Annotated in this window: 21 protein-coding genes and 2 pseudogenes; 10 read left to right on the top strand and 13 right to left on the bottom strand. The window is 70.4% G+C overall.

The window, feature by feature from the left end:
- Positions 1 to 30: 30 nt before the first annotated feature.
- Together ACGF5O_RS22470 and ACGF5O_RS22465 are read right to left on the bottom strand one after the other, a co-directional pair.
- On the bottom strand, positions 31 to 2,064 hold the full coding sequence (locus ACGF5O_RS22470; RefSeq protein WP_393811640.1) for an SPFH domain-containing protein: 2,034 nt from the start codon (positions 2,062 to 2,064) through the stop codon (positions 31 to 33).
- Between the two features lie 92 nt (positions 2,065 to 2,156).
- The gene (locus tag ACGF5O_RS22465; protein WP_393811639.1) at positions 2,157 to 2,582 is read right to left on the bottom strand and encodes a hypothetical protein; all 426 of its coding nucleotides are present in this window, start codon (positions 2,580 to 2,582) and stop codon (positions 2,157 to 2,159) included.
- A 239-nt stretch (positions 2,583 to 2,821) separates the two neighbouring features.
- Between ACGF5O_RS22465 and ACGF5O_RS22460 the strand changes: the two genes are divergently transcribed.
- The 3 genes from ACGF5O_RS22460 (at position 2,822) to ACGF5O_RS22450 (ending at position 6,275) form a co-directional block, all read left to right on the top strand.
- Complete coding sequence (locus tag ACGF5O_RS22460) at positions 2,822 to 3,880, top strand: PucR family transcriptional regulator (RefSeq protein WP_393811638.1); 1,059 nt, start codon at positions 2,822 to 2,824, stop codon at positions 3,878 to 3,880.
- 460 nt (positions 3,881 to 4,340) lie between these two features.
- Positions 4,341 to 5,573: an alpha/beta fold hydrolase gene (locus tag ACGF5O_RS22455; protein ID WP_393811637.1), complete on the top strand. Its 1,233-nt coding sequence runs from the start codon at positions 4,341 to 4,343 to the stop codon at positions 5,571 to 5,573.
- A gap of 237 nt (positions 5,574 to 5,810) precedes the next feature.
- Positions 5,811 to 6,275, top strand: coding sequence for a hypothetical protein (locus tag ACGF5O_RS22450; protein WP_393811636.1), 465 nt, complete (start codon positions 5,811 to 5,813; stop codon positions 6,273 to 6,275).
- A 283-nt stretch (positions 6,276 to 6,558) separates the two neighbouring features.
- On the opposite strand, the gene ACGF5O_RS22445 is transcribed toward ACGF5O_RS22450, so the two are convergent.
- Together ACGF5O_RS22445 and ACGF5O_RS22440 are read right to left on the bottom strand one after the other, a co-directional pair.
- Positions 6,559 to 7,767 (bottom strand): alpha/beta fold hydrolase, encoded by a 1,209-nt coding sequence (locus tag ACGF5O_RS22445; protein ID WP_393811635.1) that lies wholly within the window; start codon positions 7,765 to 7,767, stop codon positions 6,559 to 6,561.
- 113 nt (positions 7,768 to 7,880) lie between these two features.
- A complete protein-coding gene (locus ACGF5O_RS22440) occupies positions 7,881 to 8,678 on the bottom strand; it encodes an NTF2-like N-terminal transpeptidase domain-containing protein (RefSeq protein ID WP_393811634.1) in 798 nt (265 codons plus the stop codon).
- Positions 8,679 to 8,955: 277 nt separating this feature from the next.
- Between ACGF5O_RS22440 and ACGF5O_RS22435 the strand changes: the two genes are divergently transcribed.
- The 3 genes and pseudogenes from ACGF5O_RS22435 to ACGF5O_RS22425 form a co-directional block, all read left to right on the top strand.
- Positions 8,956 to 9,450: a MarR family winged helix-turn-helix transcriptional regulator gene (locus ACGF5O_RS22435; RefSeq protein WP_393811633.1), complete on the top strand. Its 495-nt coding sequence runs from the start codon at positions 8,956 to 8,958 to the stop codon at positions 9,448 to 9,450.
- Between the two features lie 842 nt (positions 9,451 to 10,292).
- Positions 10,293 to 11,108 carry an SAM-dependent methyltransferase gene (locus ACGF5O_RS22430; protein ID WP_393811632.1) on the top strand — a complete coding sequence of 272 codons (816 nt, stop codon included), beginning with the start codon at positions 10,293 to 10,295 and terminating at the stop codon, positions 11,106 to 11,108.
- Positions 11,109 to 11,579: 471 nt separating this feature from the next.
- Positions 11,580 to 11,777 (top strand): annotated as a pseudogene (locus ACGF5O_RS22425) (CorA family divalent cation transporter); the annotation flags it as partial.
- A gap of 179 nt (positions 11,778 to 11,956) precedes the next feature.
- Here ACGF5O_RS22425 and ACGF5O_RS22420 read toward each other — a convergent pair.
- A complete protein-coding gene (locus tag ACGF5O_RS22420; RefSeq protein WP_393811631.1) occupies positions 11,957 to 12,595 on the bottom strand; it encodes a hypothetical protein in 639 nt (212 codons plus the stop codon).
- A 60-nt stretch (positions 12,596 to 12,655) separates the two neighbouring features.
- Here ACGF5O_RS22420 and ACGF5O_RS22415 point away from each other — a divergent pair, with 60 nt between their 5' ends.
- Together ACGF5O_RS22415 and ACGF5O_RS22410 are read left to right on the top strand one after the other, a co-directional pair.
- A complete protein-coding gene (locus ACGF5O_RS22415; RefSeq protein WP_393811630.1) occupies positions 12,656 to 12,973 on the top strand; it encodes a hypothetical protein in 318 nt (105 codons plus the stop codon).
- Positions 12,974 to 13,318: 345 nt separating this feature from the next.
- Entirely contained in the window at positions 13,319 to 13,723 is a 405-nt protein-coding gene (locus ACGF5O_RS22410) for a type II toxin-antitoxin system PemK/MazF family toxin (protein ID WP_393811629.1), read from the top strand.
- Between the two features lie 186 nt (positions 13,724 to 13,909).
- Here ACGF5O_RS22410 and ACGF5O_RS22405 read toward each other — a convergent pair whose 3' ends face one another.
- Positions 13,910 to 16,156, bottom strand: a complete 2,247-nt coding sequence (locus ACGF5O_RS22405; RefSeq protein WP_393811628.1) for an alpha/beta fold hydrolase — start codon at positions 16,154 to 16,156, stop codon at positions 13,910 to 13,912.
- A 769-nt stretch (positions 16,157 to 16,925) separates the two neighbouring features.
- Between ACGF5O_RS22405 and ACGF5O_RS22400 the strand changes: the two genes are divergently transcribed.
- Positions 16,926 to 17,459, top strand: a complete 534-nt coding sequence (locus tag ACGF5O_RS22400) for a cupin domain-containing protein (protein WP_393811627.1) — start codon at positions 16,926 to 16,928, stop codon at positions 17,457 to 17,459.
- A gap of 64 nt (positions 17,460 to 17,523) precedes the next feature.
- Positions 17,524 to 18,057, top strand: coding sequence for a carboxymuconolactone decarboxylase family protein (locus tag ACGF5O_RS22395; RefSeq protein WP_393811626.1), 534 nt, complete (start codon positions 17,524 to 17,526; stop codon positions 18,055 to 18,057).
- A 352-nt stretch (positions 18,058 to 18,409) separates the two neighbouring features.
- Here the strand turns inward: ACGF5O_RS22395 and ACGF5O_RS22390 are convergent, their stop codons facing one another.
- The 7 genes and pseudogenes from ACGF5O_RS22390 to ACGF5O_RS22360 form a co-directional block, all read right to left on the bottom strand.
- Positions 18,410 to 19,663: a cytochrome P450 gene (locus tag ACGF5O_RS22390; RefSeq protein WP_393811625.1), complete on the bottom strand. Its 1,254-nt coding sequence runs from the start codon at positions 19,661 to 19,663 to the stop codon at positions 18,410 to 18,412.
- A gap of 1 nt (position 19,664) precedes the next feature.
- A complete protein-coding gene (locus ACGF5O_RS22385) occupies positions 19,665 to 20,006 on the bottom strand; it encodes an antibiotic biosynthesis monooxygenase (RefSeq protein ID WP_393811624.1) in 342 nt (113 codons plus the stop codon).
- Positions 20,003 to 20,329, bottom strand: a complete 327-nt coding sequence (locus ACGF5O_RS22380; RefSeq protein ID WP_393811623.1) for an antibiotic biosynthesis monooxygenase family protein — start codon at positions 20,327 to 20,329, stop codon at positions 20,003 to 20,005. Before ACGF5O_RS22380 ends, ACGF5O_RS22385 begins: the two co-directional genes overlap by 4 nt.
- A 1-nt stretch (position 20,330) precedes the next feature.
- Entirely contained in the window at positions 20,331 to 21,080 is a 750-nt protein-coding gene (locus ACGF5O_RS22375) for an SDR family NAD(P)-dependent oxidoreductase (protein WP_393811622.1), read from the bottom strand.
- 32 nt (positions 21,081 to 21,112) lie between these two features.
- Positions 21,113 to 21,880 carry an SDR family NAD(P)-dependent oxidoreductase gene (locus ACGF5O_RS22370; RefSeq protein ID WP_393811926.1) on the bottom strand — a complete coding sequence of 256 codons (768 nt, stop codon included), beginning with the start codon at positions 21,878 to 21,880 and terminating at the stop codon, positions 21,113 to 21,115.
- Positions 21,866 to 22,309 (bottom strand): annotated as a pseudogene (locus tag ACGF5O_RS22365) (SRPBCC family protein); the annotation flags it as partial. The gene ACGF5O_RS22370 and the pseudogene ACGF5O_RS22365, both read right to left, overlap by 15 nt.
- Positions 22,309 to 22,572, bottom strand: coding sequence for an acyl carrier protein (locus tag ACGF5O_RS22360; protein ID WP_393811621.1), 264 nt, complete (start codon positions 22,570 to 22,572; stop codon positions 22,309 to 22,311). The gene ACGF5O_RS22360 and the pseudogene ACGF5O_RS22365, both read right to left, overlap by 1 nt.
- Positions 22,573 to 22,590 lie beyond the last annotated feature (18 nt).

The raw sequence follows: 22,590 nt of genomic DNA, 5'->3' as shown, positions 1-22,590 counted from the left end.
CCTGTGCGGCGGCTCCGGACCACGAACCGGTCAGCCCCTGGCGCTGCCGTTGAGGGCGGCGAGCGAGGTGTCGGCGAGCCCCAGTTCGCCCGCCCTGTCCAGCAGTTGCTGGAGCTGCCCGGGGTTCGCGGCGCCCGACGTCATGAGCTGCGTCAGCAGCGCGGACACGGTCAGGTCCCGGATGCCGGCCGCCGAGACGGAGCCGAGGACACGGCCGAGGTCGTCGGGAAAGCTCGCGGATCCGTCCAGCCAGGGCCCGGCGAGCGCCTGCGCGGTGTCGGAGTTCTGGACGAACCCGTCGACGCTCTTGCCGAGCGAGATCGCGGAGACGAGCCGGTCGAAGAAGAGGGACTCGCCGCCGACGATGTCGATGTCCGCGTTCTCCAGGCCGGTGGCGAGCACCGCGGCCTGCGCCTCGGCGATCTGCCGCTGCGCGTCCAGCCCGGCGAGCCGGATGTCCTTCTCGGCCGCCAGCCGCAGCCGGTACTCCTCGTGGCCGCGCGAGGCGTCGTCCAGGGCGGCCATCGCCGCCGCCTTCTCGGTGAGGCCGGCGGCCTCCGCCTTCAGCTTCTCGCCGATGCCCTCGGCCTCGGCCAGCGCCCTGGCCCGGGTGCCCTCCGCCTCGGCGCGCAGCCGTGCCTCGGACGCGGCGGCCTCCGCCCGCCCGGCCTTCTCGACGACCTCGGCCTCCTTGTCGCGGACCTGCACGGCGGCCAGCCCCCCGGCGGCGGCCTCGGCCCGGACCCCCTCGGCGAGCCGCAGCTTGGCCTGGGCGTCCAGGTCGGCGGTCTTCAACCGGGCCTCGGCGAGGGTGATCTCCTGCGCGGCGCGGTGCACGGCGGCCTGTTCGGCGGCCTCGGCGGCCTTGATGTCCTTGACCAGCTTCTCCTGGGCCTCGGCCTCGGCGGCGATGACGACCGCCTGCCGCTCCCGCTCGGCCTCCTCCACGGCCCGCAGCTTCTTGATGGCCTCCTCCTGCTCGGCGACCGTACGGTCCACGGCCACCCGCTCCCGGACGACCTCGGCGATCTCCCGCTTCTCCGACTCGACCTCCTTGTCCGCGGCGATCCGGGTCAGCTGGGTCTCCCGCTCCCGGGCGATGACCTCAAGGAGGCGGTCCTTCTCGACCCGCTCGCCCTCGACGGCGATGACCCGCTCGCGGTTCTTCGCGGCGACGGCGATCTCCCGGGCCTGGTTCTCGCGCTGCACACCGAGCAGTTCCTCGGTCTTCAGGAACGCCCCCTGCGCCCGCAGCCGCTCCTCCTCCACGACCCGCGCGGTCTCGGCCTCCTCGCGCGCCCGCACCGTCTCGATCTCGCGGCGCTGCTTGATCTCCGCGTCCGTCTGCCGGCGCTCCAGCTCCAGGATGGCCTCGCGGGCGTCGACGTTCTGCCGGGTGATCTCCTTCTCCTCGGTGCGCTGGGCCTCGTTGGTGCGCACGTGCTCCACGGCCGTCAGCTCGGTGATCTTCCGGATGCCCTGGGCGTCGAGGACGTTCGCCGGGTCGAGCTGGGACAGCGGCGTCTGCTCCAGGTAGTCGATCGCCGCGTCCTCCAGGTGGTAGCCGCTGAGGTCCACGCCGATCAACTCGATGATCTTGTAACGGAGTTCCTCGCGCTTGGTGTAGAGGTCGGTGAAGTCCAGCTGCTTGCCGACGGTCTTCAGCGCCTCGGAGAACTTCGCGTGGAACAGCTCCTGGAGCGTCTTCTGGTCGCTGGCTCTCGCGGTGCCGACGGCCTGGGCCACCTTGACGACGTCCTGGGCGGTCTTGTTGACCTTCACGAAGAACGAGATCCGGATGTCGGCACGGATGTTGTCCCGGCAGATCAGCCCGTCCCGGCCGGCCCGGGTGATCTCGATGGCCTTCACCGAGATGTCCATCATCTCGGCCTTGTGCAGCACCGGCAGCACGACCTGTCCGGTGAACGTCACATCGACCCTGCGCAGCTTGGAGACGATCAGCGCCTTGCCCTGCTCCACCTTGCGGAACAGCAGGGAGACGGCGGCGACGGCGAGCAGGCAGACGGCGATGAGCACGCCGATGCCCATGGTCATGGGAGTCATGGCATACGTCCTTGAGGCGTAGGGGAGTTCGTGCGTTCCGGCGCGAAGGAGGAAGAGAAGGCGAGGGGGAAGGGAACCGGGCGGGGCGTGGGTCAGGCCGCGCGGTCCCACTGCGCACGCAAGGCCGCCACGGGTTCGTCCGGGTCGTCGTCCTGTGCATCCGGAAAGAGCCGGTGCAGCGGGCGTACGAGCAGACGGGTGGCGGTCCAGGCCAGGAGCAGCGCTCCTGCGGGGGCGGCCAGACGCAGCGGCCCGGCGACCGACCCCGGGGGTCCGACAGCGGTGAGCACCACCACGGCCGAGACACTAAGGGTCCAGGCAAGCACCGTCAGCAGCGAGAGGGCGACCGCCACAGGGACCCCGTCCATGCGCCACGCCCGCAGATCCACGTCCGTGTCGAAGCTGTCGGCGTCGGCCAGATGCGCCAGGGTCAGGAGCCAGAAGCACACCACCGCCACCATGGCCGTGGTCGGGAGGATGGTGGGCAGGCCGGTGGCGGCCACCAGAAACGTCCGCATGCCCCGCCCCCCTCTCGGCCCGCGCCGCTCGTGTCCGTGGAGGCACGGATCAGATCCGGTTCCGGTGCGGGCACCTGCCGGTGTCCGGCACCGGAACCGTCCGCGGTGCTCCCCGCGAGCCATGCTCCACGACCGGAGCCACCCCGCGCATTGCCGGTGTCCGGCAGTGTTCATTAGGGTCTGCATGCCGGTGACCGCTAAGAAACCGTCAGCGGCGCGTCAAGATTCCGGGGGACGACGTGACAGACGGGCACATACCCGAGCGGTACCTCGACGGCTACGCCCGCATCCTCGCCGAGGTCTCCGTCACCGGCCGACGCCTCACCCGGGACGAGATCGCCTCCCGCCGCGCCCTGGGAGAACAGGCCGCCGAGGCCGGCCACGGCCTGCGCGCCCTGGTCAGCGCACACCTCGTGGCCGCCCGCACGGCCTGGCCCAGCGCATCCGGCTCGGCCGACGAGGCGCTCGCCGCCGTCCAGCAGGTCGTCGACGCGTTCGCGGAGGGCTTCGAACGCGCCCAACTGCTCGCGGTACGCCAGGAAGAGGCCGCCCGCCGGGAGTTCATCGACGACCTCCTCTACGGCCGCAGCAACCTGGGCCGGCTCTCCGAACGAGCCGAACGCTTCGGCCTCCGCCTGTCCCACGCCCATGCGGTCGCCGTCGCCCAGGGCACCACCGCCTACGGCGAGGGCGACCCGGTCCCGAGACAGGTGGAACAGGCCGTCATCGCCCGGTTCGGCGACCGCAGCGTCCTGCTCACCACCAAGGACGGCCGGCTGCTGTGCATCGCATCCGGCCACCAGCCCGACGTCCTCACCCACTTCGCCAAACATGCGCACGCCGCCACCGACGGCGGCCGGGTCGCCATCGGCCGCCCCCAGCCCGGCCCCGGCGGGGTCGTCCAGTCGTACGAGGAGGCACTCAACGCGCTCGAACTGGCCGAGCGCCTCGACCTCGACGAGCCCGTCCTGCGCGCCGCCGACCTGCTGGTCTACCCCGTCCTCACCCGCGACCGGCAGGCCATGGCAGACCTCGTCCAGGGCACCCTGGGCCCGCTCGTCGCAGCCCGCGGCGGCGCCGAACCCCTCCTCGACACGCTCACCGCCTACTTCGACTCCGGCTGCGTGGCCACCGAGGCGGCCCGCCGTCTCTCCCTGAGCGTGCGCGCCCTGACGTACCGCCTGGATCGCATCCACAAGCTCACCGGGGCGAACCCCGCGGACCCGACCCACCGGTACATGCTCCAGACGGCGGTCATCGGGGCGCGGCTGCTGGACTGGCCCGCGACGGCTCTGTGACGCACGGCGCCCGACGGCCGGTCGTCGTTTGCACGACCATGACCTCGCCATTACATCGGGTACCGAACCATTGCACTATCGTCCTGTCGGGGCCCGCGGTGACGCCGCCGCGCCGCGGTCCGAGCGGTGGAGGAATGTCCGAACGGCGCCGTCGCGGGCCTCGCCGGGGACATCACAGCAACCCCGACGACAGGGCGAGCCATGCCGATCGAACCGGACGAGGACATCGCGATCCGCCACGCCGTCGACCACCCCGGGACCGCCTGCGGCGACAGCCGCACACCCGGGGACATCTGACGCCCCGGCGGCCCGGACGGTCCGAGCGGCACCTGTGACAGCCCTGCCCGACAGGGCGGCGCATCCGGCGGGCACAGCCGGTCCGGAGTCCACCTGCCACGCCGCCGCACATCCACGATTCGTTCACATGTACGCCGACACCTGAGAGTTGTACGCTGCAAAGGTGGAGGGGGATAAGTATCGCTTCGGAGATTTCGAGCTCGACGCGGCCGGGCATCTGCTCCGCCGGGCCGGAGAGCCGGTCCATGTCGAGCCCCGGGCCCTGGACCTGCTGTGCCATCTGGTCGAGCACCGGGACCGGGTGGTGCCGAAGAACGAGCTCCTCGACGAGATATGGGGGGACCGCTTCGTCAGCGAGGCGGCGCTCACCACGGCGCTGCGGACCGCGCGCCTGGCCGTCGGGGACACCGGCAGTCGGCAGGACCTGATCCGCACCGTCCACCGGCGGGGCTACCGGTTCGTGGCCACGGCGACGGTCGTCGGGGGCGAAGCGTCCGTCGGCGCCGGACGGCAGGCCGACTCCGATTCCGCGCCGGCCGACGGGCCGAGCGGCCCCGACAGCCAGACGATCCGGTTCTGCCGGACCGCCGACGGCACCCGCATCGCCTACGCGACCGTGGGCTCGGGCCCTCCCCTGCTCAAGGCCGCCAACTGGATGTCGCACCTCGACCTGGAGTGGACGACCCCGGTGTGGTCCCACTGGCTGGGCGGCCTGGCACGCAACCGCCGGCTGGTCCGCTACGACGAACGCGGCTGCGGTCTCTCGGACTGGACGGTGCCGGGCTTCACGTTCGACGACTGGGTGGACGATCTCCACACCGTGGTCGAGGCCACAGGACTCGACCGCTTCCCTCTGCTCGGGGTGTCGCAGGGCGGGGCGGTGGCCGTGGCCTACGCGGTACGCCACCCGGAACGGGTCAGCCGGCTCGTCCTCGCCGGGGCCTACGCCCGGGGCCGGCAGGTACGGGCCCGGACCGAGGCCGAGCGCGAGGAGGCGGCCCTCGACCTGGACCTGGCCCGCGTGGGATGGCTCCACCAGGACCCCAGGTTCATGAGGGTCTTCGCCTCCCAGTTCCTGCCCGAGGGCACACCGGAGGACTGGACGGAGTTCACCGCCTTCCAGCGGCAGACGACCTCACCCGCGAACGGGGTCCGCTTTCTGGAGGAGTTCGCCCGGATCGACGTCTCCGCGATCGCCCACAAGGTGGCCTGCCCGACGCTGATCATCCACTCCCGTGACGACGAGCGGGTACCGGCGGCGCAGGCCGGTGAGCTGGCCGCGCTCATTCCCGACAGCCGACTGGTCCTGCTCAAGAGCCGCAACCACCTGCTCACCGCGTTCGAGCCGGCCTGGGACGAGTTCCTCGCCCACATGGACGCCTTCCTGGCCGAGTAGGACGCCTTTCCCGTCCGGGTAACCGGACTGCAGAACCGGCGCGTGTGCGCTGACGACGCCCTCATCATGCCCTCAGGGAAGCCTCAGACCTCCCCCAAGTCCCGGTACCGCGACCGGCCCGATTCTTGGAACACGCCGGGCCGAGGGGCACTCGACCGAGAACGCGCTCCGTCCCGGCATCCAGGAAGAGCGACAACGCGAGAGACCGCGCGAGAGCGCGAGAGAAAAGGACGGAACATGCGAGTCGACAACACCAGGACGTCCGGCCGGGCCCGGAGTCGACGGGGGCTGGCGCTGCTGATCGCCTCGGGGGCCGCGCTGGGCTCCCTGCTGCTGGGCACCGTTCCCGCGCAGGCCAACGACACCACCAAGGAGGTCTCGGCCGACGGTCAGTCGATCACGTTCGCGACCAGCGACAGCAGCCGGAACGTCAGCGGGAGCGTGACGTTCGTGGTGAACGCGGACGGCAACTGGTCCATCACCGGGACCGCCCACAACTCGAACCTCCTCGTCCGCACGTTCCACTGGACGTGCGACCTGACGTGGGACGCCGCCGAGGTCACGCACGCGACCGCGGAGAAGGCCGTGCCGGGCAAGACGACCCGGACCATCAGTTCGGCCGCCTACGACCCCGACGTCCAGGGCGACTTCGCCGCCATCGCCGACCACGGCAGGGCCGACTGCGACATCGTCATCGGCTGAGCGTCTCCGCCCGAAGTCCGGTGTGTCATCCGCGGATCCGTCGTGGCCGGCAGCGGAGTTCCGCGTGCCGCTTCGGGGAGTCGGCGGACGGGCACCGGACTTCACCGGACCGGCTCGGCGCACCGTCAGACCGTGGAATGACACACGGAGCAATGCGGCCGGGTCCGCCACCGGGGCCCGGATCGCAGTCCGGCGGTCGGCGCGCCGCCGGACGACCCCGCGGCCGCGGGGGTCCGCCCGGTGTGCGCGGGCCGGCTCCGGGCCTCCGCCGCGTGCTGCCTGCTCACCCCTCGGCGAGGAATGCGTCGAGGTGGTTGAGAAACGTCGGCCAGGCGGGGTCGTCGGCGGTGAAGAGGTGGTTGCGGCTTTCAAGGAGCATCAGCCGGCTGTCGGGGATGAGTGTCGCCAGCTCCAGTGCCTGCGCGACGGGGACCCGCGCGTCGTCTCGGGCGTGCACGATCAGGGTGGGGCAGGTCACCCGGTGGGCGATACCGGAGACGTCGATACGGCTGAACTCCTCCAGGAAGCGCAGGCCGTTGGCCGGCGAGGTCGTCTGCCGCTGGTAGGCGGCGAACGCGTCCCAGTCCGCTGGGCTGGCGTCGGCGAGGAACTGGGAGGCGAAGTAGCGCAGGAAGCTGCTGTCCTGGGAGCGCCATCCGGCGCGGGCGATGTTCAGATCGACCTCGGCGGCGTCCCGCTCGGTGTCACCGGCGGCCCGGACCAGCTGCCCGCGGGCGTACGCGGAGGCGAGGACCAGCCGACTGACCCGCTCGGGGTGACGCGCGGCATAGGCGACCGCCACCGCGGCGCCCTGGGACACGCCGAGCAGCGGGAAGCGGTCGAGGCCTGCGGCGTCGGCCACGGATTCGAGGTCGGCGACGAGGTCGTCGAGGGTGAAACTGTGCAGCGCCCACTCGGACAGGCCGCAGCCCCGCTCGTCGTAGCGGATGAGCTGCCGGCCACGGGTGAGCCCGTCGAACCAGTGCGCCCACATCTGTGTGGTCCGGTCGAGGTCGAGGTGGGTCAGCCAGTTGGCCGCCTTCACCAGCGGCGGCCCCTCGCCGGTCAGCGCGTACGCGATACGGATGCCGTCGGCGGACCGGCAGAAACGGATGACCTCGTAGTCCGCCTCCGTCGCCGGCCCACCGGCAGGAACAGCGGGCGGCGCACCGGAAGCGGCCGTGGCACGGGCGACGAACCGGTAGCCGTCCGGCGGCACGGCGCGGATGAGCCGCTGCCGCCGGTCGTCGTCACCGATCGCGAGACGGGCGGTGCGCAGCCAGTCGGCGAACACCGCCGGGCCGACCTCACTCCCATGCCCCATCCGGTCGAGCAGCTCGGCCTCGGGTACGACACGGTCGCGGCACCCGACAAGATGGCACAGCAGTTCCAGGGCCCGGGAATCGACATCGACCGGCTGCCCGTCACGGCTGAGCCGACGGCGTTCCGCGTCCAACGCGTACTGCTCGAACCGGTAGACCCCGCCGCTCACCCTCTGACTATATAACTGCGCTTCCTGGTAGGGGAGTTGATGAACCGGCGCGCCGGAGAACGTGGCCACCGCTCAGGAACGCGCCACTTCCCGGCCCCCCTGCCCGACCTCGATCATCGAATCTCCTCCGGATCGGGCGCCTCCCGGTATCGCCGGTGGTCCGCGACCGTCCCGGCGGGCTTGCCCTGGAGATGCGAGTCGGTCACCGCGTTCTCGGCCACGGCCTGGAGGGACGCGTCGATGGTCGTCCTGATGACAGGGGCCTGGCCCTTGCCGAAGACCTTCAGGGCCTTGACTCCCTCACCGCTCGCGTCCACCACGGCGACCCCCGTGCCGGGGCTGCCACCGGTGGGGGTGGCGTTCTTGCGGACCGTCGCCACGATGTCGTGCAGGGAGGAGAACCGGGCGAGGTCCGTCCTGCCGTCGCTCGCCACGACCTTGGCGGGGGTCGCGTCGGCGGGGAGCTTGCCCGCGGTCAGCGACTGGTCGTCGCCCAGACCCGGACAGAGCACCGAGTTGTTCCAGTGCACCGCCAACTGGCCGTTGGTGCTCTGCCGCACCGCCACCGCGCTCGCGTAGGTCCAGGTGCCGCCCGCCACTTGGGCCGTGACGTCGAAGGTGACCTTGGTGGCGCCCGGCGTGACCGCCGACGGCCCCGCCGAGGTGACCCGGCTGAAGGCCAGCGACTTCACGTGCAGCCCGTCCGCATATCCCCGCAGGGCCGAAGCGGCCGTGGCCGATGCGTCGGTGCGGCTTGCCGCCTCGCCGAGTTGCTGCTTGGTCCAGTTGTCGAGGAAGACCCGGGTGAGCGTGACGGCCTTGGCATCCGATGGCGGCTCGCTCGATACGGCCGTCGGGTCGAATCCGCGCGCCGCTTTGGTCTCGCCGCTCTGGGCCGTGCCTGAGGACATCGCCTGAACGACGGTATAGGTGCCGATTCCCCCGAGGGCGACCAGGACCGTACATGTTCCGGCTATCCCGATCTTCGCAGCTCTCTCCATATCGGCGGATCGTAATATTTATTTGCATCATGCAAGCGTTTTTCGGGCGGATCGTTACCGGACCGTCAGGTCGTCCGGTACGCAGGAGGCCGGGCGCGAAAAGCTCCAGAGCAGGCACAGGCACGAAGGCAACCCATCTACCGACATGTCGGACGGGTGTCCCGGGTCCGCCGACTACCCTTGGCCCGTGCCCACGCAGCCCCGCTCCGACATCCCCGTCTCCCGGTCCACCGGCGAGACGCCGGACGCCCGGCTGCTCACCGACGCCGTCACGCGGCTGCGCCGCGCACTGAGGGCGTCCATCCGGACCGACTACCCCTGGGAAACCCTGCCCATGGCCCAGGTCGAACTCCTCCAGGTAATCGGCGAACACCCCCCCGCGCGCATCAGCGACCTCGCTGCCCGCCAGCGCCTGGCGGCCAGCACCGTCAGCGGCCTGATCGGCCAGATGATCACGGCAGGGCTGGTGGCCCGCGACGTCGACCCGGCCGACCGCCGCGCCTCGGTCGTCACCCTCACCGCCGCCGGACGCGAACAGCTCGCCGCCTGGACGACCGCCCACGAACGCCGGATGGACGCGGCACTGACCGCACTCGACCAGAACTCCCGCGCGGCCATCACGAACGCCCTGCCCGCTCTCTTCCGACTGGCCGAACAGCTCGATGAGCCGACGGACACCTGACCGGATCCCAGGTGTACCGGGTCCCGGCCGCACCGCTGTCCGCCCTCCGCGGTGCGAGCGGACAGCGAGGGCTGTAGCGAACGGGGGGAGGATGTCCGCCGAGTCCTACAGACACCCTCCCCGCAGGTGACGCCTCCTCAGGCGGCCATGGGCGGCGCCGTTTCCGTCTCGGCCGAGGGCGACGAGGACGAGGGCGCGAGGAACGGAAAGCACAGTCCTCAGCGCGTCGGCCCACCCGCTGCGGGGTGACTGCCGCCGGCAGCGCCACACCCGGACCGGCCACCGCCGACCGCTCCATCCCCACCCAGAAGATGCCGTCCTCGTCAGGCTCGGCATCCACGTGGTCGAAGCTGACGGACAAGGCGGCGCAGCAACTCCAGGGTCCGCTCGCAACCCGCTGGGGACGTCCCTGCGGACCCGGACGAGAGGATGGGGCGAACCCTGTTCGTCCTCGGCCACGCCGCCGAGCGCATCGGTGATCAGCGCACGCAGCGCCACGATCACCTCTTCGTCGCCGCGCCGGAAGCCCGCGGCCACCCCCACCGCCGCAGAATCAACCAAGCACGACATGCCAGGCGAGTCTCAATTCGACGGCCACCCAGAGCGGATGGCGCGTCGCGTGGCCCCTCCAGCGATTCATCACGGGCCGAGCGTAGCCAGGAGAACGTGTCCGTCCCGCACCCGCAGAGCGCTGTGGACCCGGGTCCTCTCCGGCCCATTTGTTCCGGGCCGCGACGACGGCTGTGTGCGGCAGAATGACGACAACCGATGTGCCATAGCCGCAGCTGTGACCGCAAGTGCACGATTCCATACGGTCCTTGGGCGTGCGAGGAGAGGAAGACGTGAGCGAGAACCAGAGCGCCAACACAGCAGTGGAGCGACTCGACACTGGGACCGCGCACAACGCTCGCGTGTGGAACTACTGGCAGGGCGGCAAGGACAACTACCAGGTGGACCAGCAGGTGGGCGATCACGTTGCCGGAATGATCCCCGTCATCCGCGACATCGCGCGCGCCGACCGGGAGTTCCTCGGCCGCGCCGTGCACTGTCTGGCACAGGAACACGGCATCCGTCAGTTCCTCGACATCGGCACCGGCCTGCCGGCCCTGGAGAACACCCACGAGATCGCCCAGCGGATCGCCCCCGAGTCGCAGATCGTGTACGTCGACAACGACCCCATCGTGCTCGCGCACGCCCGCGCCCTGCTGACCAGTACCCCGGAAGGCGCCACCGACTACATCGACGCCGATGTGCACGACCCGGACACCATCCTGCGCATCGCCGGACGCACCCTCGACTTCACCAAGCCCACCGCACTCATGCTGCTCGGCATCCTCAACTTCATCCTCGACGGTGACGAGGCGCGGGCCATCGCACGTCGGCTCGTGGAGGCACTGTCTCCCGGCAGCTTCCTCGTACTGACCCACCCCACCACGGAGCCCGAACTCGGCGGCGACCTCCAGCTTGAGGCGATGGAGTTCTGGAACGCCAACGCCAAACCGCCGGTCACCGCCCGCAGCAGTGACGAGGTCGCCCAGTACTTCGACGGGCTCACGTTCCTGGAGCCTGGCCTCGTGTCCTGCTCGCTGTGGCGGCCGGAGCCCGGCGAAGAGCCCACCGTCGTACCCCAACTGGGAGCCGTGGCGCTGAAGCCGTGACCTCTCGCCCCACCTCGCTGCCGCCACAGGAATCGACGACTCGTGTGCGCGGCGTTGAGCGCCATCACCCACAAGCGCGCCGGCTGCGGATCGGGCATCTCCAGCAGCGTCTTGCGGGTGATCCGGACCTCATCGGCGGCCCTGCCGAGTTCGTCCCGCCGGGCGGTCCCACGGTAGCGGGCGGACGAGACCGCCCGGCGCGGCAATCGAGGTAACTGCGTGAACAGCGAGCTCTTCCCCAACTCTCAGCAACCGCCTGTGACCACGGACCCAGCGGAGCAGCTTCGCCAGCACGCCCCACCGACCCCGCTCGGGGCCATTCCTTGGGGAGAATCTGGGGAGTATCGGCGGCGCTGGGGAGCCCGCGGGGAGAGCCGACTGCGCAACCGGGCACGAGCGTGAAAGGCCCAGAGAAACGGATCAGCCCAGGCCAGGGACGTCCCCAACAGCATCACCGCAGGTCAGCGCCACCAGGTAGACAACTTCAAGAAGATCTCAAGCTGGGCGGCGATTCTCTTCGCCCCGACGCTGGTCGGGACGATCTACGGGATGAACTTCCAGGAGATGCCGGAGCTGCACTGGGCACTCGGATACCCCTTCGCGATCGTCCTGATGGCGGTCGTGTGTACCAGCTTGTACTTCATCTTCAAGCGGAAGGACTGGCTCTGAGTAACCGACCCCCGAGAAGGCGGGTCGGCGACACACAGGGGCGGAAGCGGCCGCCAGAAGCCCCATTCCGCTGATCCAGGCCGTCCCGCCGATCCGCGGCAAGCACGGCCGGCCAACAAGGTCCGCCGGTTCCAGATCACCCCGCACATCGTCCGCAGGGCCCGCTCGGACGCCGCGCGTCAGTGGTGGTCGACGTAGGCGACGAATCCGCCCACTGTCAGACCCACCGCGCATCCGCGGCGGAAGGCCTCGTAGCGCATGCGCGGGGTGTGCTGCGCGTCGGTCATCGCATACGGTGCGCGGATCCCCATTTCCACGCCGCACAGGCACACGGCGTAGCCGTGACGCAGGGCGGCGGCCGCCCACTCGGGGTCGTGCGCGACCCAGGTCCGGGAGTAGATCTCACCGTCGGGCGTCCGCAGTTCCAGCCGGGAGTAGGTGTACCCGAGGCGCTGCTCCAGTTTGGGCTGTTCATCGGGTATCTCGTGCAGCTCCCATCCAGGGATCAGGCGCAGGTCGGAGAACTCGGGCGGCAGGCGCCTCATGCCGAACAGGATGGCGCCTTCGATCTGCGGTTCCTCGGGCATGTCGTCGGGCGAGGCTCCCCTCGGCATGACGAACCCGAAGTAGCCCACGCCCACGGCGCGACGGAACTCGAAGAGGGCAGTGGGCATGTGACGTGTCTGCATGTGATCGAGGGTGACCGCGCCTTCCGCGGTGTCCAGAACCATCAGCACGCGCCCGAGCCGCAGCGCGGGGTCGTCGCTGAACAGGATCCGCCCGTGGTCGTCGACCTGTTCGAACTGATACCGGCTCATCTCCCACAGCCCTCCGGTTGGTTGCCGCCGTTCCGCGTCCGGGAAGCAGACGATGGGACGTTGAACCATCCTATTGAAGGATCGTTCAACAATCCATACAGGGTCACCGTCCTCGACGGCCCACCGCTGGCTCCGATCGAGGAGAACGGGCTCATCGGCTGGAAATGGGTGGTGGGCGGCACTTACACGGTGACCGTCGATCCGCAGGACCGTGCCCCGCTCAGGCGGGGGGACAGGCCCGGGCCCCCGGTGATCCAGCAGTTCCTGCAGATCCCGCTCGGCCTCGGCCTGGCCTTCGCCCTGCGGCGGCGGCAGGGCTGCTCCTGCGCCGACAACGCGTCCCGTCAGCCGGACCCACTCAGCCATAGGGGGCTGTGACCGAGCGCCGGGGCGCCGAGAACCTCACCCGCTGGTCCCGGGAGTGCGAATGGTCGGCGTCGCCTCGGTCGATCCGGTCCCGTGGCCCGCCCGAGCAGGTCCGACAGCGGGCCGAGTGCCAACTTCCGGGCCCGGCGCCGGGGTTCCGGCCGCTCGAACCGTCCCGCTATCGGGATCACCAGGCCCTCGAAGGTTTCCGGCCGGCGGGCAGGGTCTACGCTGTGACCTGGGGCCACCGCGTGATCGTTTGTCTTCGGGCGCCGGTGATCAACGGTGGCCGCGGCCGTCTCCACAGCGCATCAGGGTCGCGCAGCGGCTGCCTGCCGTCCTGTGTCTGGAGGACCTGTGCAACGTGGCGAAGTCTGGTGGGTTCAGTTCGACGAGCGGAGGCTGGTCGTACTTCTGTCGGGAGAGGACACGTCCGGGATCCGGGTGATGCAGGTCGTCGCTCCGGCGGGCGTCGATCTCAGCGGTCTGGGCGTCGAAGTGACGGTGGGCGCCGCTGAAGGACTGCCGTTCGAAGGCGTACTGCGGCTCGCGTTCCCGCGTCCAGGTTTCACCCCGTGCACGTGGCTGACCACTGTGTCCCGGGACGACCTGATAAAGCGGGAGACCGTCCTGTCTTCCACGAAGCTCAGCGAGATCGACGAAGCCCTCCGACTCGCTGAACACGCGCAGGAGCGGACTGCGGCAACGACCGCGAAGCTCAGCGAGACAAGGGACGCCCTCCGTCTCGGTGAACTCGGGTAGCCGAAGGAGAGGCCCACGCCCGCGGCGGCGTGGGCGGTCCCGGGCGTGATGATCCACGTCGGCCACCTGCCGCCTCGGCGCCCCTCACCGTCAAGGTCACGGTCTACGGCCGGAGTACCGGCCTTCGCCGCGTACGCACTCGACCTGCCGACCCCCGTCGCGTACGAGGCGAGGCCGGGGGACGTGTCAGTCGACGGCGAGTGCCTCGTGGACGGAGGAGACCGCGCCGGCGCCGTCGCCGACGGCGGTGGCCACTCTTTTCGTCGAGCCCGCCCGGAGGTCGCCGACCGCGAAGACCCGGGGTGCGCTGGTCTGGAACGGCAGGGGTGTGCCGGACGGTCGGGCAGGCAGGCGGCTGTCCGTGAGGACGAAGCCCTTGTGGTCCTTGGCCACGCCGTCCAGCCAGCCCGACACCGGGTCGGCGCCGATGAAGCAGAACAAGGCACGGACGGCCAGCCGGTGCAGCCGCCCGTCGGACCTCTCGGCGACGACCGACGCGAGGGTGTCGCCGCCGCCCAGTTCGCGGATCGTGCTGCCGGTATGGACGTGGATCCGCGCATGCGCCCGGATCCGGTCGGTCAGGTAGGACGACATCCGGGCTCCCAGATCGGCGCCGCGGACGATCAGATCCACCGTCGCACCGCGGGCGGCGAGGGACAGGGCCGCCTGCCCGGCCGAGTTGGCGCCGCCGACGACCGTCACCGGCTGGTCTTCATAGCCGCGGACGTCCAGCTCGGTCGCGGCGTACCGGACGCAACCGGACTTCTCGAAGGTCGTCCACTGCGGCAGGTCGAGGTGGCGGTAGTGCGCCCCGGTCGCGGCGATCACCGCGCGGCACCGGATGCGTGTGCCGTCCTCCAGGAGGACGGCCGGGCGTCGTTCCTCGGAGAGGTCCAGGCCGGCCACCGTGCAGGGCGCGTGGATCCGTACCCCGAACTTGAGCGCCTGGACCATCGCCAGACGGGTCAGGCTCTCGCCGCTGACCCCCTGCGGGAAGCCCAGGTAGTTCTCGATGCGGGCGCTCTTGGCGGCCTGGCCGCCGAGCCCGGTTCGGTCCAGCAGCACGGTGACGAGACCCTCGGACGCTCCGTACACGGCGGCGGCCAGACCCGCCGGGCCGGCACCCACCACGACGAGATCCACCGGACGCCCGTCGGCTCGATACGTGAGACCGAGCACCTCGGCAAGGACTCTGGGCGTCGCGCGCCTCAGCAGCGAACCGTTGACCACCGCGGCCGGGAGGTCGTCCTCGCCGAACCCCGCCCGTCGCATCAGCGAGCGTCCGGGGTGCGAGTCCGCCTCGAGCCAGGAGTGCGGCAGGAGCATCTGCGCCACGTAGGTGCGGAGTTCCAGCGTCTGCGCGGCGTACGGCCGGCCGACGAGCTCCAGGGCGTTGCCTGCGGCGCCGCGGATCACCTCGCGCCGTTCCCGGAACGCCTCGATCAGCGTGTCGGCGATGTCGACCTGCTCGGCGAGGGCCCGGCGCAACATCGCCGACCGGATCCGGACGACCGCCCCGGCGGACACCACGCGTGCGGTCAGGTAGACGTGCTGACCGGTCAGCAGGTTGAGCTCGCCGAGGAAGTCTCCTGGGCCGCCCCGGTAGATCAGGCGCTCCGGCTCGATCGCCGTCGCGTCCCGGACGATGTCCACGGTCGCCGACCGGAGCAGGAAGAAGTCGTACGTGTCGTCGCCGGACGTGAACAGATCCCGGCCGGGCTCGGCGTGCTCCACCTCACCGTACTCGGCGAGCCGGCGGCGGGGCAGCACCTGGTCGTCGCGGCCCACGAGGTACCAGGACGGAATGGTCTTCCAGGCCGGGGCGCCGGACGGCTCCCCGAGGGTGCGTACGTCCGCCGGCCGCTGGCCGGCCCACATCAGCTCGGCGGTCGTCCTCGGCAGGTCCCCGGCGAACACGTCGTGGAAGAGCTCCTTCTTGATGTAGCCGTCGACGAGACCCTCACCGTAGGGACGGAAGTCCAGCGCCTCCTCGCCGAGCCTGCTTCCCGGGTACTTCGTCTGCAGGCCCAGCAGCGTCTCCCCCTGATCGGGCACGAACGCGGCCACGTAGACCAGCGCCTTCACGTTCGGGTTGCCGGCCGCGGCGTTCGTGACGACGATCCCGCCGTAGGAGTGCGCGACGAGGACGAGCGGGCCGCCGAGGGTCGCGAGGATGCCGGCCAGGTAGGCGGAGTCGGAGGCCACGCCGCGCAGCGGGTTGGGCGGTGCGATGACCGGATAGCCGTCGCGGACGAGTCTGGAGGCGACCCCGTTCCAGCCGGAGGCGTCGGCGAACGCGCCGTGCCCGAGTACCACGGTGGGCTTCCGGCCGCTGCCGCTGCCGGTGTGCGCCTGCGCGGCGGGCGCGTCGAGCGCGGCGCCCACCACCACGGCGGCGGATCCGGCCAACAGCCCCCTGCGAGTTGTCGTCATCGATGTGCACCCTTCGACAGCCGGTGTTCTCAGTGGTGATCGCGGGTCAGCGTAGAACCGGCTACTTGACGAGCACTGAACAGAATTCCGGGCGCCTCCAAGGGCCGCTTCACCATCGGTTCCGTTGTTGTCCAGCACGTCGAACCGGCCTGCGGACACGAAGCCCGTCCACCCCCTCGCAGACCGCACGTGGAAGCCGTACCGCTCGGCGGCTCGCCGTGCCGTTTCCGCGTACCCGGCCCCGGCCGTAGCGTCGCACGACCGGATCGGGAGAAGCCTGACCGAGCCCGTGCATGCGGCGGGCCCGGCGGCGAAAAGGCAGGAACTGCCGCGACGGTGGAGGAACGAGCCGGCTTCGCGGACGGGCAGCAAGGGCTCGAACAGCCGTCGCAACGCGCCGATGTACTTCTGAAGTACGTTCAAGGCGCTGGAGGGGGCGCTTTCGCCCCAGATCAGGTCGATCAGCTCGCTCGTGCTGGTCGGCCTGCCAGCTTGACGCATGGGCCGAATTCTCGTGCCGCTCTCGGCGCACCGGCGCCATCGTCGGATCCTCCGTGGCGAGTGCCGGCCTACGGACTTTACGGACGGTGCAGCACCGTCCGCAGACGGTTCACTCCGCGTCAAGTGGCGGGCGCCAGTCTTGCGCTGTGCGGCGGTGCCGACGCCTGCCGGGCCGCTTGCCGCACCGACCCGACGACCTCGCATGCCCGAACAAGCCGAAAGAGGCGGGACTTTCCACATGATCCCAGTGCAACCGTTCCGGAGAATCGTGACCGGCCATGACGCGTCCGGCCGTGCGGTGATCACGCAGGACGCACCGCCGACCCGCGTGGTGGAGATCGGCGGACCCGGTGGCCCGACCTTCTACGAGGTGTGGACCACACGCCAGACGCCGGCCGTCATCGACCGGCAGTCGGGTGAGCCCGCGGAGGACGGTCTGGTGCTCGGGCCTCCCGAGGGCGGCACTCGCATCCGGGTGATCGACTTCCCTCCGGAGGACGACCGGATCCGGAACCTGACGGGGGCCGAGGCGGTCGCGAAGTTCGGGGAGATGGGCGGTGCCGACGCCGCGCGGGCCGCTGCCGACGCCCCGCATCCGTTGATGCACCGCACGCAGACGATCGACTACGGGATCGTCGTCGAGGGCGAGCTCACGCTGGTCCTCGACGAAGACGAGACCATCGTCCGCACCGGCGACATCGTGATCCAGCGCGGCACCAACCACGCATGGGCAAACCGGTCGGCCGCGAACTGCCGGGTCGCCTTCGTACTCGTCGACGGCCAGTACACCGACGGACTCTGAGGAGGAGCATCGTATGCGTATTCGACCCATCCCACCGGATGAGCTCGACCCTCGACTCCGCGAGGTGCATGACGGCATCGCCGGCCTCGTCACCGAGGAGCAGGACCGCGTCGTCATCCTCGACGACGAAGGCGCGCTCGTCGGGCCGTTCGCGGCGATGCTGCACTTCCCCACGTTCGGGGTTCCGGCTCTGTTTCTGCAGCGGGCGGTCGCGGCCGAGGCTCGCCTCGATCCCGTCGTCCGCGAGGTGGCGATCCTCACCGTCGGCGGCGCCCATGGCGCCCGGTACCTGCTGTACGCACACGAGCAGACGGCGGATCAGGTCGGCCTTCCGGCGGCACAGATCGCGACCCTGGCGGCGGGCGGGCGGCCCTCCGGGCTGACTGACGAACAGGCCGTCGCCCACGACGTCGCGATGGCGTTGACCGCCGGGCGCATACTGCCGGACTCCACATACGACCGGGCCACGCAGTTGCTGGGCCATGACGGGGTCGGCGAGCTCGTGTTCCTCATCGGCAGCTACTGCCTCATCGCGATGGTGCTGAACTGCTTCGACGTGCCGGTCCCCGGTGGGGATCCGTCAACTGCCCGGCCGTGACGACGACAGGGTGTCTGCCGACGACTGCGGCTTTGCGGACCGTCGGTTCATAGCGCTCGGGGTCCCGGCTCCGTCGAGCGAGCCGGGGCGAGCCGCGGGACCTCCGCCGACGCCGCCGACGCCGACGCCGATACCGCGCGGGCGCCGCGGTATCGGTGTGGGCGGGCGCGGGATTCCGCAGACGCAGGCCGGCCCGCGCCGGCCGGCCTCGCTCTCCGGCGGTGAACGCGCATGTCAGCGGGCTGTGTCGTCCGCAAGCTCGGCCAACAGTTCCTCGGCACCGCGCGAAGGAACTGCTGGCTTGACGGAACCGGATCGGTGGCAGGCAGGGTTCCCGCCCGGCCGGGTGGGCTCAGGCCGTGGACACGGGCAGTTTCTCCAGTCCGCGCATCATCAGGCTGCTGCGCCAGCGCAGCGTGTCCGGGGTCTCCGCGAGCCGCAGTCCCGGGAACCGTGCGAAGAGCCGGCTGAGTACGACGTGCCCTTCCAGCCGGGCGAGCGGAGCTCCCAGGCAGTGGTGCACACCATGGCCGAAGGCAAGCCCTCCGGAGTTGTCGCGGCCGATGTCCAACCGGTCCGGGTCCTCGTGGCGTTTCGGATCACGGGCTGCGGCACCCAGCGAGATCGTCACGAACTCCCCTTCGGGGATGACGACGTCGCCCACCTCGACAGGCTCGGTCGTGAAGCGCCACGTCGCGTTGGTCACCGGACCGTCGTAACGCAGGAACTCCTCGATCGCCGCAGGCCACAACGTGTCGTCCGCGGCGAGCTGCTCGCGTACCCGCGGATGGCGAAGCAGGGCGAGCGCACCGTTGCCGATGAGGTTCACGGTGGTCTCGTGCCCGGCGACCAGGAGCAGGAAGGCCATGGAGATCAGTTCGTCCGGCGTCAACCGGTCCCCCTCGTCCGTGGCGTGGACGAGGTCGGAGAGCAGGTCGTCGTCCGCCGCGGCGCGCTTGGCGTCGATCAGAGCCCGCAGATAGCCGATCATGTCGGCGCTGGCTTGCCTCACCTCGTCGGTGCCCGCACCGGACACCAGCAGATTCGACCATCGGCGGAACTCGGTCCGGTCGTCCGGAGGGACACCGAGCAGCCAGCAGATCACGGTGAACGGCACGGGGAACGCCAGTGCTTCCATGAGGTCGGTCCGCCGGTGCCGTGCGATTCCTTCCAGCAGTTCGTCGGTGAGTTCGGCGATCCTCGGCCGTAGCGAGGCCATCCTGCGGGCCGTGAACGCCCTGCCCACCAGTCGCCGCAGCCGCGTGTGGTCGGGCGGATCGCTGTCGAGCATGTGCACGCTCAGCACCTGGGGGAACTGGCTCTGGTCGCCGGCTTCCTTCAGGAACTCCTCCTGTTTCGCCGGGTCCGCGAAGTTGCGCGGGATGAGATCCCGGCCGACGCGCATGTCCTTGCTCAACCGCGGATCGGCGAGCAGCGTCCGAGCGTCCTCGTAGCGTGTGACCAGCCAGGTGCGCAGCCCGTTCGGAGTGGTGACCGGCAGCGCGGGCCCGGTCTGCCGCAGCTCCGCGAGCACGTCGTGCGGCTGCTGGAAGAACGTGGGCGTGAACAGTTCGAGCGGGGCCGACGACGTGTTGGCTTCCGTCATCTCATGCTCCTTTTCCGACCGGCCCGAACCGGCGAGGGCCGTAGCGGGCAAGTTCTCGGTAGATTTCGAACGGACGGTCCCGCGCGGTGTCACGGAACGGTCGCAGCGGTGCTGTCTGCTCCTTGTGCGCGGCCGCGCCCTCCCAGGCCGCGAAGGCGTTCCAGTCCGTCCAGTGGCTGATCACCACGAACGCCCGGGGATCGTCGGCCCGGGCCAGCAGCTGGTTGCCCAGGAGTCCGGGCGTGCCCGCCATCCGGCGGCTCGACTCGTGGTAGGCGGTGAGCACCTGGTCCGGGTCCTCGCTGAGGTGGTAGAGCACCACCTCCACCGCACCGGACGTCACGACCGGTCGCCGGCGGCACCGGTCAGCGCCGCGACCACGTGCATGGTCGTCATGGAGCCGCCGCGTCGATAGGGGTGCAGCTTCGTGCGGTGCGACAGGTGCCGGTCGCTGGTCTCGAACTCCCGGAACCGCGTTTCGTCCACCCAGTCGCTGACGATGTAGTAGATGCCGTCCTCCTCGGCGCTGCGGGACAGCCATTGCCCGAGGTTCGCGGGATGGCCCGTGACCGAGTCCCCCACTTCGCGCCACACCCGTTCGAAGTCGGTTTCCATACCGGCCGTGATCTCCATCCGGAGCATCACCCGGAAAACGACGTCGTCCATCTCAGATCCCTCCGTCGACGTTGACGGTCTCACCGGTGACGTACGTCGACAGATCGCTGAGCAGGAACAGAACAGGCCCCGCGAGTTCGTCCACGGTGCCGAGCCGCGCCAGGGCGGTCTTCTGCGCGTAGGTGGCCCGCAGGCCCGCGGCACGGTCGGCGGGCATGTCGTCGAACGCCTCCGTCTCGATGACACCGGGAGCGACGACGTTGACGCGGATGCCCTGTGGTCCGAGTTCCTTGGCGAGTGACCGGGTGAGGCCGATCAGGGCTGCCTTGGCCGCCGTGTAGTGAGCCCGAAGCGGTATACCGGCGGCCGCGCCGCGTGACCCGATGTTGATCACCGAGGAGCCCGCCCCGAGCAACGGCAGGGCCTGCTGGATGACGCGGTACGAGGCGGTGAGGTTGGTGTCGAGGATCCGCGACCACTCCGCCGCGGGGAGTTCCCCGAACGGGATGTGACTGATCACCCCGGCGTTGTTGACGACGCCGTCGAGCCGTCCGAAGCGGTCCTTGGCCTCGTTGACGAGCCGGTCGACCTGGTCGAGATCGCCCACGTCGGCCCGTATCACGTGGTGATCGCCCTCGGTGTCCTTCAGCGCCCGGACCAGGCTGTCGACGGCTTCGCCGTCCTGCCGGTGGCAGGTGAGCACATCTGCGCCGGCCTGTGCGGCGGCGAGGACGATCCCGCGGCCGATACCGCGGGTTCCGCCGGTGACGAGGACCTTCTTGCCGTGCAGGGGGAGTTCCACTGGGGCGTTCCCTTCTGGAGAATGGGCGCTGCTCACACGCAGCCGTCGACGTGGATGTTCTGACCGGTGACGTAGCTCGCGCGCTCGCTGACGAGGAAGAGCACGGCGTTGGCGGTCTCCTCGACCGTGCCGAGCCGGCCCAGCGCCGCGAACGAGGAGAAGACCCGCCGCTGCTCGTCGGCGACGTCCTCGGGCAGGGCGTCCAGTGCCTCCGTGGCGATCCGGCCCGGTGAGACCGTGTTGACGCGGATGCCCCGCGGGCCGAGTTCACGGGCGAGTGAACGGGTCATGCCCACCAGCGCGGACTTGACCGCCGTGTAGTGGACGCCGCCGGTCATTCCGATGGACGCCACGGTGGAGCCGATGTTCACGATGGCCGACCCCTTCCCCAGCAGCGGGACGGCGCCCTTGCTGACCAGGTGTGCGGCTGTCAGATTGCCGCGCAGGGTGTCCGCCCACGCGGCGCTGTCCAGCTCTTCGTAGGGCGTGGGGACGAAGGCGCCCGCGTTGTTGACCACCGCGTCGAGTCCGCCGAGACTCGCTCGGCACTCGGCGAGCAGCCGGTCGACGTCGTTCTCGTCGCAGACGTCGGCCCGCAGTACCGTGTGTTTGCCGGAGGTTCGCGCCAGCTCCTGCTCCAGCGTGGTGACGGCCTCGCCGGGCTTCCGGTAACAGGTGGCCACCTGCGCGCCGGCCCGTGCGGCGGCCAGTACGATCCCCCGCCCGATGCCCCGCGTACCGCCCGTGACCAGGATGCGACGGCCGGCCAGCTGCCGGTCCGCCCGTGCGGCGGTCTCCACCTTGTTCCTGATGATCCGCATCTGAACGCGCGTGTTGCGGTTGAGGCGCTCGGCCATGCCCGCGTCATCGAGTGGGGCACCGGGTTTCATCGCGAAATCCTGGATCCAGCGCATCCGGACGCCTTCGGCCCGCTGTTCGTACTCCCAGTGGATGTTCATGTACGCGAAGGGGCCGGTCTCCACACGGTGAGCCTGCACGGTACGGGTCACCGGATCCGCCGTGCGCTCGGAGACCCAGCTCCACACCGTGCCGGTCTCGTCGGGGTGCAGCGCAAGCCGGAAGGTGACGGTCTCCCCGCGACGCTCGATGATCTCGGCGGACGCGTATTCGTTGAACAGCCGCGGCCACGAGGCCACGTCGTTGGTCATCGACCACACCAGCTCCATGGGCGCGTTGATGACGATCTCGTTGTCGACGTGTCCGGCCATCAGACCTGCACCTCCGCGATCCGGGAGGCGACGTAGGCGGCGGCCTCGCGGGGTGTCAGGGTGTGCGCCAGGTCGCCGTCCGGTATGGCGATGGCGTACTCACGCTCGATGCGGCTGGTGAGTTCGAGGACCGCCAGCGAGTCGTAGCCCAGGTCGACGAGCGAGGTGTCGGCGGCGCGCTCGTCCTCCAGATTGGTCTGCTGGTCGACTCCGGCGCCGGTACGCAGGATCCGTGTGAAGTCGTCCACTGTGAACTCGGCCATCTCCGGCCCCTTTCGTGG

Origin of the sequence: Streptomyces sp. NPDC048291, assembly GCF_043201715.1 — a bacterium.
GTDB lineage: Bacteria > Actinomycetota > Actinomycetes > Streptomycetales > Streptomycetaceae > Streptomyces.
This window is presented reverse-complemented; position numbering and strand designations above follow the sequence as displayed.